The organism is Aminobacter anthyllidis (assembly GCF_018555685.1).
In the GTDB taxonomy this organism is placed as follows: domain Bacteria; phylum Pseudomonadota; class Alphaproteobacteria; order Rhizobiales; family Rhizobiaceae; genus Aminobacter; species Aminobacter anthyllidis.
This window is the reverse complement of record NZ_JAFLWW010000003.1, coordinates 470,733-482,704: the sequence shown is the minus strand read 5'-3', so window position 1 is coordinate 482,704 and position 11,972 is coordinate 470,733. Positions and strand designations below refer to the sequence as shown.

4 protein-coding genes are annotated in these 11,972 nt (G+C 66.0%); 2 read left to right on the top strand and 2 right to left on the bottom strand.

Features of this window, described 5'->3' with window-relative positions; all coding sequences use genetic code 11:
• Nucleotides 1-62 precede the first annotated feature (62 nt).
• On the bottom strand, nt 63-5,552 hold the full coding sequence (locus tag J1C56_RS11955) for an alpha-2-macroglobulin family protein (RefSeq protein ID WP_214389328.1): 5,490 nt from the start codon (nt 5,550-5,552) through the stop codon (nt 63-65).
• Between the two features lie 88 nt (nt 5,553-5,640).
• Nucleotides 5,641-5,943, bottom strand: a complete 303-nt coding sequence (locus J1C56_RS11950; RefSeq protein WP_214390313.1) for a hypothetical protein — start codon at nt 5,941-5,943, stop codon at nt 5,641-5,643.
• Here J1C56_RS11950 and J1C56_RS11945 point away from each other — a divergent pair.
• Together J1C56_RS11945 and J1C56_RS11940 are read left to right on the top strand one after the other, a co-directional pair.
• Entirely contained in the window at nt 5,833-7,767 is a 1,935-nt protein-coding gene (locus J1C56_RS11945) for an autotransporter assembly complex protein TamA (RefSeq protein WP_214389327.1), read from the top strand. The two genes, J1C56_RS11950 and J1C56_RS11945, sit on opposite strands and share 111 nt — an antisense overlap.
• An 11-nt stretch (nt 7,768-7,778) precedes the next feature.
• Nucleotides 7,779-11,945, top strand: coding sequence for a translocation/assembly module TamB domain-containing protein (locus J1C56_RS11940; protein ID WP_338001428.1), 4,167 nt, complete (start codon nt 7,779-7,781; stop codon nt 11,943-11,945).
• Nucleotides 11,946-11,972: the final 27 nt, after the last annotated feature.

Below are 11,972 nucleotides of genomic sequence, written 5' to 3'. Positions count from 1 at the left end.
TAAGGGTGAGGGGCGGCGCTTCGGGCAACCGTTTTCGCGAGACATAGGCATTTGAAGGCGGATCACTCCGCCTTCACCTCCATCATGCCGGTGGCCGTCCGCGCCGAATATTGCGGGCGGTACATGTCCTCGACATTGGCAGCGGGATGCGCGTAGGTGCCTGGCGTCACCGCGCGCACGACATAAGCGAGCGTGAACTCCTGGTCGGCACCTTCGCCGCTGTTCATGGCGGCGATGAAGCGGTCGTTGCGGAACTCGAGATGGGCGGCTTCCGTCTGTTCCAGCCAGGAGAAGTTCGACAGGTTGGCGCTGTTGACCAGCCCCGGATTGTCGATCTCGAAGCCGGCCGGCAACATGTCGGCCACCACCACGCGCGAGGGCCAGTCGTTGAGCTCGCTGATCTTGAGCACGACGACGAAACGCTCGTTCTGCTTGACCTCCGTCACATTGGCTTCCGAGCCATCGAGGCGGTAGTAGGTGCGCTCGATGGTGAAGCCGTCGCCGCCGGCGGGCAGCGGCTGGGCAGGGGCGGCGACTGTCGTCACCACCGCCTGCAAGGCGTCCTTGCCGGTGTTGGCGATGACGATCGGGTTGGTCAAAAGGTCAGCACCGTCGACGCGTTCGGAATAGGCGCCCTTGTGAGCGGCACCGTTGACGTCGAGCGCAATCGCCTCGTTGCCGGCTTTCAGCGCGCGTGCCGCTAGCAGCATCCAGGCGTCGTCCTGGGTGCTGGTCCAGCGTGCCTTGGCGCGGTCGGCCGCCACCATCTTGACCAGTTCCGGCACCACCGAAGGCAACGGCTTGCTTTCGGCAGCTAGCGCCAGCATGGCCGCGCCATCGCGCAGGCGCGAGCCATAGTCGGAGCGGTACCAGTCATGCTCGGTCGTCGTCCTGGCGATCTGCAGGGCAGCGCCGAAGAGGCTTTCCGAACGCTGGGCATCGCCGTAAAGCGCGAGGCTCGCGCCGAGCTGGGCGACCGCCATCGCGCTGGAGAAGGCTTCCAGCTTGGTGTCGGCGAAGTAACGCAGGTCGCCGACCGAGGCCTTCTTGTTGCGCGCCAGCACATAGAGCGCATAGGCGATCTCCGAGCCGCGGTCCTCGACATCGACATCGTAGCCGATGGCGTTCTGCAGGTTGTTCAGCGCCTGCATCATCGCCTGCTGCGGTACGTCGAAGTTCTTCTCGCGCGCCCTTGTCAGGAAGTCGGTGACATAGGCGTCGAGCCACAGGTCGCCCGAGCCCGGGCCCCACAGGCCGAAGCTGCCCGACGAGGACTGGTAGTTGAGCACGCGATAGATCGCGCCCTGGATGCGCTCGCGCAGCTCGGGGTCTTCGGCCATGCCGTTCTCGGCGCTGAGCTCGCTGACATAGAGCAGCGGAAGTGCCCGGCTGGTCGTCTGCTCGGCGCAGCCATAGGGGTAGCGGTCGAGCGTCATCAAAAGCGACGGCACGTCGAAGGCGGAGGCCAGAGACACGCCGACGCTGACATGGGCGTCGTCGAGCAGGCTTGCCGCCAGCAGTTCCTTGTCGATGCGCAGCGAGGCGTTGGGCTTGAGGTCCACCACCATGCGCGTGGTGACAGGCAACTGCCCGGGCCGCACCGGCATGGACAGTTCCTGCTCGACTTCGAGGCCGTCGGCATTGGCAAGCCGGATCTTCAGCCCGACGGTTCCTGCCGTCAGGGGCATCAGCGGGATTGAGAGCGTCTGGCGCTTGCCTGGCTCCAGCGTCACCTTTTCGGGCAGGGCGGCACTGCCGGTCGACAGGTCGCCCGTCGTCTCCACGGCAAAGCTGTAGTCGCCGGCCGGGGCGTCGGTGTTGGTGATGTCGAGCGTCATCTGGGCGAAATCGCCCGGCGCCATGAAGCGCGGCATGCCGGCCGTCAGCACGATCGGATCACGCACGATCACGTCGCCGGTGGCGTGGCCGACGGCGTTCTTCGTCCATGCCACGCTCATCACGCGCACGGTGCCGTTGAACTGCGGAATGTCGAAGTCGACAGTCGCCTTGCCGTCGGCGTCGAGCTCGACGATGCCGGAGAAGAAGGCGACGAGCTTTTCCTTGGGCGGACTGCCCTGAGAGGTCAGTGCTGCGCCATCGCCACCAGTGCGCAGCTTGCCCATCGCACCCAGCGAGCCGTCTATCAGGCGGCCATAGAGGTCGCGCAGTTCAAGCCCCAGCATGCGCTGGCCGAAATACCAGCCTTCGGGATCCGGCACCTTGTAGCTGGTCAGGTTGAGGATGCCGACATCGACGGCGGCGACAGTGACATAGGCCTTTTCGCCTGCGGCTGCCCCGGTCACCGAGACCGGGATCGACAGCGCCTTGCGCGGCTCGGTCTTCTCCGGAAGCGCCAGCGCGACGGCCAGCTTCTTGTCGGCGGGATTGACCGAGAGCCATTTCAGGCCGATGGCGCGGGCCGGCATGCGCGATTCCTGCGCTTCGCCGGGGCGGTAGAGCGTGGCGGTCACATAGGCGCCAGCGCCCCAGTCCTCGCCGACCGGGATGTCGACGGTTGCGCCGCCCTCGGGGATGCTCGCCGTGATGGTCTTGAGCAGTTTTTCGGCGCCAACGGTGACCAGCAGCTCACCGGCAAAGCGCGGCGAAACCTGGAGCTTGGCCACTTCGCCTGCCTTGTAGGCTTCCTTGTCGAGCGCCACTTCGAGGCCGTCGGGCGTTTCGGTCGAGGTTGCCGAGACGTACCAGCCGGCGTCGAACTCGTAGCTGGTTGCCGGCCCAGTCGGATCGGCTGTCTCGACTTCAAGGCGGTAGCGACCCCAGTCGACGGGCAGCGAAACTGTCGCTTCGGCATCGGCGGTGAGATCGACCTGGCCGGTCGCGACCGACTTGGTGAAGGTCACCGGCTCGTAATTCCAGCTATTGCCGGAGCGGTACCACTGGTAGTTCCGCTCGACCTTGACCAGCGACCATTGCGCGCCCTTGAGCTCGGCGCGCTGGCCACCGGGTTCAGCCGCGATCAGGCTGAACTTGGCGGTGCCGCCCTGCGGCACTTCCTCGCCCGAAAAGTCGGGGCGGATGCCGATCATCGTCGCCTGCGGACGGATGCCGATGTCGAGCTTTTCCTCGACGGCGCGGCCGCCAGTCTCGCGCATGCGCACAGTCAGCGCGGCGTTGACCAGCCGCGTCGTCGACGGCAGCTGGTCGACAGAAACGGGGAAGGTTGCCTTGCCGTCATCGCCGACCACCGGCATGTCGGTCAGCGGAATGCGCGTGGCTTCGCCTTCCTGTTCGTCGGCGAGACCGAAATAATAGCCCTTGAAGCTGTCCCACTGGCGCTTGGTCGACAGCGTCAGCTCGCCTTCGAGCGCCAGGCCCGCGGCCGGTGCGCCATAGAGGAAGCGGCCGTCGACGGTGGCCTCTGTGGTCTCGCCCGCCGCGATCTCGTTGCGGTCGGAGGTCAGCGTGAATTCGATGCGGTCGGGCACGAAATCCTCGACCAAAAACATCTGGCTCGACACCGCCGGCTGCTTGGGGTCGGTGTGGATGGCCAGCGTCCAGGTGCCGCGCATGGCGGCGGAGGACAGCGACAGGTCGACGGCATGGCCGCCTGCATTGCCGCCCTGGCTGACGACGCGTCGATCCTCGACACCATCGGGGCGGGTGAAGATGAAGGTCAGCGGCAAATTGTCGACGCCCTTGGCGGTGTCATCGCGCGCCAATGCCGCTGCGTGAACTGTCTCGCCGACGCGGTAGATGCCGCGCTCGGTCCAGGCATAGACGTCGAGGGCGCCGGGTGCGGCACGGCCGGTGACGCCACGGTCGGAGAGGTCGAAGCCGGCCCTTGTCATGTCGAGGAAGACGAAATCGGCGTCGCCCTGCTTGGCCATCAGCACGGCTGGTGCCAGGCCGCCTTCGCCACGGGTCAGGCCGGGATTGAAGGTGGCGCGGCCTTCGGCATCGGTCTTGCCGGTGCCCAGGATCTCGTTGTTGCGGGCAAGCAGCGTCAGCTCCGCGTCGGCGATCGGCTTGGCCGAGCCGAGCGAGCGGGCGAACACGTTGAGCCCGTCCTGGCCGGTGTAGGTCGACAGCCCGATGTCGGAGACGACGAACCACTGTGTCGCCTTGGTCGCCCAGGTGTCGCTCTTGTCGTCGACCGGCTGGGCGGTCAGCACATAGACGCCGGGCTTGCGGCTCGGCAGCGCTTCGTCGACCGGGAAGGAGGTCGTCACTTCCTTGTTGAGCTCGTTGGTGATCGCCAGCTGGCCTTCCCAGACCGGCTCGCCCATCTGGTCGGAGATGCTGGAGAGATCATAGCCGTCGAGCTGGCGCAGGAACTGGTAGCCGGAGAGCAGCTGCGCCAGCGAACGGTCGCCGATGCGGTAAAGCTTCATATTGGCGGCTTCCATGTTGACTGTGACAACAGGGATGCCGCGGCGGGCGGTCGACGGCAAAACGAAGCTGTCGCCGGTGAAACGCGCCGACTGGCCACGATCCTGGACATAGACCGAGAGCACGACAGGGGCTTCCAGCACCTCGCCGAGTGCTGCCGGCAGGCCGGAGCGGAAGGTGACGCGGTAATGCTGGCCATGCTGCAGGCCTTCGACGCAGATCTGCTGGTCCTTGGCCTCGACACTCTTCGGCGCCGCGTCGTCGATGGTGACGAACGGCGCGTAGTCGACGCCCGTCTTGACCAGCGCCTCGGAGAACTGGGCGCAGACGCGCGGCGAGGTGGTGTCGGCGTCGATGGTGTGCTCGACGACGCGGAAGCCCTTTCGCGCTTTCAGGTCCTCGTATTCGGCGCGGACGGAGGCCGAATTGTCGAGTGCCAGGCTCGCCTCATAGGCCTGCAGCGAGGGGCGGAACATGTCGCGCTTGTCGAGACCGCGCGCCAGAAGTGCCAGGGTTTCTGCGCGGCCGCTGGCCGAGCGCGACAAAAGATAAGCGTTGTAGGCTGTCGACGTCGTGTCGCGCTGCAGGGAGGCGGTTTCTTCGCCATTGATCGGCGAAACTGTCGGCGTGGCGCGGGCGAGGCGCGTCCAGATCGCGGCGTCGTCGGGCAGGATGATCGCTGCGGCGCGGAATTTCTGCATCGCCGTTCGGCTGTCGCCGCCCAAGAGTGCCTGTTCGCCGGCATCAATCAGCGCGGCGAGGCCGAGCGCCGGATCGACGACAGTGTTGGTGGTCAGTCCGCTGCGGAACTGGCGGGCTTCCTCGACCATTGAGGCCGGAAAGAACGTGAGTTCGGCCGGCGCGCCGATGTCTGCTTCACCGCTGACCGGCACGACCTTGCCGGCAACCGCGCCGGTGAACGGCTTGATGACGGCGAAATCGGATTTGAGGAAGCACCATTTCGCCTTGGTGTTGTAGGTGAAGGCGCGGCACGACTGGTCGCCCAGGCACGAGGTCTGGCACTGGTCGAGGCTGACATTCTGCTCCGAGCGCAGGTCAAAACCGAAATAATCCGAGTTTTCGGTCGTCACGACGCGCCGGGCTTCGACCGCCGCCGCCTCGAATGTGTTGGCCAGCCCGAATGCCGCGGCCAGAACGAGAAGAACGAATACCGGAAAAGCCCGCACCGCACGCATCGTCAAATCCCTCCACCACCCTGATCGTCGCTCAAGACGACATGCTAAGCTTGCCACAGTCCAGTCAATACTGCAGCCGCGCAGGCCTGGCCTGCTACGTTAATACTTGTCTTGGACGCTGTGCATGATATTGCCCGACCATGCGGATCGCTCCGATGACAACACCCGAATCCCTGGCCCGGCTGTCGCTCATTTGCCCAATGAATTCTGACATATCGAATGTGGCTGCTTTACGAAATGCCAGAAACTTCATTCCAATTTTAGGATTGGGAGTTACCTTGGCTTGATGTTTGTGCGGCGTTTGCGTGGATTCGACAGACCAACGTTCGCCCGTGCGCTTCCGCGCGCGGCGGTTGCGCTTGCTTTGTCTTCTACCATCCTTGCCGTTGAAACGCACAAGGCGGCCGCCTTTGAAATCTTCGGAATCAGGCTGTGGGGCTCGTCGAAGGAAGACGACGCCGACGTCGTCGACCCGCTCGACTATGCCGTCACCTTCGAAGTCGACACCACTGACGACGACCTGCGCAAGGCGATCGAAAACGCCTCGCTGCTCAAGGGCGAGGAGGAGCGGCCGGTGTCGGGCTCGCTCGGCCTGCTCGCCAAGGCGCGCAACGACCGCGAGCGCCTCGTCGCGGCGCTGTTTTCCAAGGCGCACTATGACGGCGTCGTCAACATTTCCATTGCCGGCAAGAACCTCGACGATCTCGCGCCCGACGCCGTGTTCGACGGGCCGCAGCCAATCCCCGTCAGCGTCACGGTCCAGCCCGGCTCGATGTTCACGCTCGGCGACGTCGTGCTCAAGGGCGACGCCGCCAACATCCGGGGCGCCGATTTCGGCCTGATCGCCGGCGGCAATGCCGCCTCGGACGCCATCTTGAAGGCCGAGGCCGGCATCGTGCGCGCGCTCAAGGAAGAGGGCAGGCCGCTCGCCAAGGTGACCAGCCGCACCATCGTCGCCGACCACGCCACCACCACGCTCGACGTCACCCTCGACGTCGCCGCCGGCCCGATCGCCGGTTATGGCGAAACGACGGTCGAAGGCACCGAGGCCGTCGACCGCGACTTCACCGTCTACATGACCGGCCTCGAACGCGGCCGGCAATATTCGCCCAAGGAAATCGACGAGGCGCGCAACCGTCTGCTTGCGCTCGAAGTGTTCAGCTCGGTGTCGATCAACGAGGCGCTTGCCCTCAACCCGGCCGGCGAGATCCCCATCGATGTCCGCGTCAGCGAGCGCAAGATGCGCTATTTCGGCGCCGGCGCCACTTTCTCCAATACGGAAGGCGCCGGCTTCGAAGGCTACTGGGGCCACCGCAACCTGTTCGGGCGTGCCGAAAAGCTGCGCATCAGCGGCTCGATCGGCCGCATCAGCGACACCACTGAACTGAGCAAGCTCAACTACAACGCCGGCATCATGTTCGAAAAGCCCGGCGTCATCGGGCCGGCCTCGAAGTTCTTTGCCAACGCCAAGGTGTCGTTCGAGCACCCCGACGCCTATGACATCTTCTCGGTCAAGGGCAACACCGGCATTTCCTACGAGCTGGACAGGCGGCAGACCGTCTCGGCCGCGCTCGCCGTCGACTATTCCGACATCGAGGACGCGCTCAACCCTGAGGGCAAGCGCTACCTGCTGGTCTCGACGCCGCTGCAATATGCCTTCGACAACCGCGACGACAAGCTCAACCCGACACGCGGCTTCCGGGCCCTTGCCTATATCGAGCCGACCTATGACGCGCTGAATGGCAACGCCTTCGTCAAGCTCAAGGGCGAGGGCTCGGCCTATTACGGCCTCGGCGACCAGAACCGCTTCGTGCTCGCCGGCCGCGTCGCCATGGGCTCGATCCTCGGCGCGGGCCTCGACGACGTGCCGGCCGACAGGCGCTTCTACTCCGGCGGCGGCGGCTCGGTACGCGGCTATGCCTATCAGGGCATCGGCCCCGAGATCGGCGGCAAGCCGACGGGCGGTCTGTCCTATGCCGAGACCTCGGTCGAGATCCGCTACGCCTTCAATGACAAGATCGGCATCGTGCCCTTCATCGACGCCGGCACCGTCTCCGCCAAGCAGTTCCCCGATTTCGGCGCCGTGAAGGTCGGCGCCGGCATTGGCGTCCGCTATCTTACGCCGTTCGGCCCGCTGCGCGTCGACGTCGCCGTGCCGCTCAATCCCGGCCCCGGCGATCCGAGCTACGGCTTCTACGCCGGCGTCGGCCAGGCGTTCTGATTGCGATGGTTATGCTGAAGAAAATCCTGCGCATCCTCCGTATCGCGGTGCTGGTCGTTCTGGCCTTCGTCATCGGCGCCACCGCCGTCTTCACGCTGACCGCGAAGGGCCGCGAAAACCTAGCCGGGCTGATTTCCAGCGTTGCCTCGACGCCGGACCAGAAGATCCGGCTGAGCGGGCTGGGCGGCATCTGGTCGGGCAATCTCAGGCTCGACAACGTGGTGATCGAAGACAGCCAGGGCGCCTGGCTCGCCTTGCGTGGCGTTGCCGTCGACTGGTCGCCACTGGCGCTTTTGTCGCGCACTTTCCGTGCCGACAGGGTTGCCGCCGACCGCATCGAGGTCGCCCGCCTGCCGCAGGGTGGCACAAAGAAAGAGAACACGGGCGGCTTTTCGCTGCCGGTTTCGATTGACATCAAGCAGATCGAGCTGCCCGAGATCGCGCTTGGCGAAGCGCTGGCCGGCACCGGCATCGCCGAGCTTGCCGCCAAGGGCATGGTTCACGCCGACCGTTCGCCGCTCGGCATCGAGACCAGGCTCAACGTCTCGCGCAGTGACGGCAAGCAGGGCGTCGTCGATGCCGACATCGCGTTCGCGCCTGCCGACAACCGCATCGCGCTGAACATCCGCGCCTCAGAGCCCGCCGGTGGCATCATCGCCAATCTGCTCAATCTGCCCAACCAGCCGGCGGTCGAACTCGTCGTTTCGGGCGAGGGGCCTGCCGCCAACTGGAGCGGCAACGGCACCTTCGCCGTCGACGGCAAGGTCGTCACCCGCATTTCCGGCACCCACCAGCTGACCGACAACGGCAATGTCATTTCGGCCAAGGGCGACGGCGCGTTCGAGGATTTCCTGCCCGCCGCGCTGAAGCCGCTGCTCGCCGGCAACACCACTTTCGACATCGCAGGAACAAGGACTGTGACCGGTGGCGTCGACATCGAGCGCGCGACCGTCGCCAGCAGCGCGCTGACCGCCAATGCCGCCGGCTCGCTCAATCCGGAAGGTGCCGCCGACCTGTCGCTCGACGTCAAGGCCAATGAGGGCCCGATCGTGCTGAGCTTGGGCAGCGATGCCCAGCCGGTCACCGTTGCCATCAATGCTGCAAGCCTGCGCGCCTTCGGCGACGGCAAGGTGCCGGCCGTCGATTTCAGCGCCTCGCTGCTGTCGGTCATCGCCGGCAACACCGAGCTGCGCGACATTGCTGCCTCCGCTCATTCCGACAGCTTCGACATCGCCAACCGCAGCGGCCCGCTGTCGATCAAGCTCGGTGTTGCCGAACTCAAGACCGATGTCGCGACGCTCGCGCCGCTTGTCGCCGGCCGTGTCGCGGTCGACATGATAGGCTCCATCGGCAAGGATCAGGTCGTCGTCGATGAAGGCACGATCCGCAGCGATACGCTCAACGGCTCGCTCAACGCCAAGCTCAACCTGGCCGACCTGTCGCTTGAACTCGGCGTCAAGGCCGATGTCGCCTCCACAGCACTGCCCGCCGCCGTCCGCCTCGCGCTCGCCGAGCGTACCCAGTTTTCCGCCACCGCCAGCCGCGACGCCGAAGGCAGCTTCGCCGCCAATGCCATCGAGTTCACCTCCGGCGCGCTGACCGCCAGCGGCACGGCGCGGATCAAGGGCACCGATGTCGACGCCGACCTCAAGGGGTCCTTCGCCGACATCTCGTTGCTGTCCAAGGATGCCAAGGGCTCGGTCGACTTCGCGCTGACCGCCAAGGGCGCGCGCACCGCGCCCGACATTTCGCTCACCGTCACCAGCGATCGCATCGAGGCGGCGGCCCGAGAGATCACCGGCCTCAGCCTGAAGGCGACCGGCAAGATCGACCAGGCCAACCCGGCCGCCAATGTCGCGCTCACTGGCAACGTCGCCGGCCAGCCGCTTCAGGGCAGTGCCGTGCTCGCCACTGCCGACGGCAAGCGCCAGATCAAGGGCCTGTCCCTGTCGCTGGGCGAAAACAAACTATCCGGCGACCTTGTCCTCGACCAGGATTTCGCCCCGCTCGGCACCGTCAACATCGACATGCCCGACATCGGTCCGCTCGCAGCACTCGCGCTTGAGAAAGCTGAAGGTGATCTGCGCGGCACGATTAACTTCACCCGTTCCGGCGATGTCCCGCAGGCGACCGTCGAGGTGGGCACGGCTTCGCTCAAGCGCGGCGATCTCTCAGCCAGCGACGTTTCCATCAACGCCGACATCCTCAACTATCTCAAGGCGCCGGCGATCTCGGGCACGATCAAGGCCAAGTCGGTGACCTCGGGCAAGACGGTCATCTCGGGCATATCAGTCGATCTCAAGCGCGATGGCGAATGGACCGGTTTCTCCGGCGGCGCCACCGTCGCCGATATCCCGGCCAAGGCGGCAGGCCGCGTCAAGCTGGCAGGCGGCACCACGACCATCGAACTCGCCTCGGGCGAAGCCGTCATGCGCGGCATCAAGGCTGCCATCGCGCGCCCGACGACGGTCTCAATTGCTGGCGGCACGACGACGCTCGAGAAGCTTACGCTCAATCTCGGCGGCGGCACGGCGACCGTCTCCGGCACCGCCGGCTCTGCGCTCAATCTCAACGCCACGCTGGCTAACGTGCCGGCTTCGCTTGCCAACTCCTTCTCGCCCGGCCTCGGTGCCGCTGGTTCCATTTCGGGTACGGTCAAGGTGTCGGGCGCCGCCGCCAACCCGACCGTCGGCTACGACCTCAAGGTCGCGGGGGCGGCAACCTCGCAGACCACGGGCGCTGGCTTCGGCGCCATGAACATCGGTTCTACCGGCACCTTTGCCGGCGGCAAGCTCACCTTCCAGTCGACGATCAGCGAGGGGGCGGGCCTGGCGCTGAAGGGCGGCGGCACCGTCGTCACCGACGCCAAGCCGGTCGCGCTCGACCTCAATTTCGCGGGTCCCGTGCCATTCTCCTTCCTCGGCCGCACGCTCGCCGCACAGGGCATGGCGCTGAGTGGGTCGGCTGACGTCAATGTCCAGGTGCGCGGCCCCGCCACGTCGCCGGTCATCGGCGGCAGCATTCGCGCTTCCGGCGCACGGCTTTTGATCGCCCAGTCGGGCATCGCCATCAACGACATCAATCTTGATGTCGGCATCGCCGCCGGCGTTGCCCGCATCAACCGGCTGACAGGCGCTCTGTCGACCGGCGGTTCGCTGACTGCCAGTGGCACGGTCGGCACCAATGCCGCGCAGGGCTTCCCGGCTGATATCGCCATCAAGCTGACCGACGGCCGCTATACCGATGGTCGGGTCGTCACCGCCAATCTCGGCGGCGACATCGCCATCAAGGGCCCGCTGGTTTCGGCGCCGGTGCTGTCGGGAACGATCAACCTTGCCCGCACCGTCATCAGCATCCCGGAAAAATTCCCGGGCGCTTTGACCGCCGTCGACGTCAAGCACAAGAACGCGCCCAAGGCGGTCGTCGCCCAGCAGGAGGCGATGCGCCCGCCGGCCAAGGCGAGCGGCGGCAGCGGCGCGCTGATGCTCGATGTCACCGTCAATGCACCCAACCAGATCTTCGTCCAGGGCCGGGGCCTCGACGCCGAACTCGGCGGCACGCTGCGCCTGTCGGGATCGTCCGCGTCGCCGCAGGCCGTTGGCGAATTCACGCTGCGCCGGGGGCGCCTGTCCATTCTCGGCAAGCGGCTCAACTTCACCCGGGGCTCCGTCGGCTTCTCCGGCTCGCTGGTGCCGACGATCAACTTTGCCGCCGAGACGACCGCCGGCGATGCCACCGTCACGATCGGCATTACGGGCGAGGCCAACAATCCGAAATTCGCCTTCTCCTCGGTGCCGGCATTGCCTGAAGACGAAGTGCTGGCGCGGCTGATCTTCGGCCGTTCGATGTCGAACCTCTCGCCGCTGCAGATCGCCCAGCTCGCCGACGCCGCCGCCCAGATGGCCGGTATCGGCGGCTCCACATCGCTCTTGTCGAGCCTGCGCGCGACGCTCGGCGTCGACGACCTCGACATCAAGACCAACGAGCAGGGCGACACCTCGGTTGCCGTCGGCAAGTATCTGAACGACCGCACCTATCTGTCGATCGAGGCTGGCGACCAGCCCGGGTCCGGCAAGGCGACGATCGATCTCAATGTCGGCCGTGGCGTCAAGCTGCGCGGCCAGGCCACCGACGCCGGCGAGGCCAAGGGCGGCATCTTCTACGAGAAGGAATACTGAGCGGACTGCCGCTGCAGTAACCCCCGC

Coding starts and splice junctions, on each gene's coding strand:
- J1C56_RS11945 (WP_214389327.1), top strand. CDS start 5,833: ATGTTTGTGCGGCGTTTGCGTGGATTCGACAGACCAACGTTCGCCCGT.
- J1C56_RS11940 (WP_338001428.1), top strand. CDS start 7,779: ATGCTGAAGAAAATCCTGCGCATCCTCCGTATCGCGGTGCTGGTCGTT.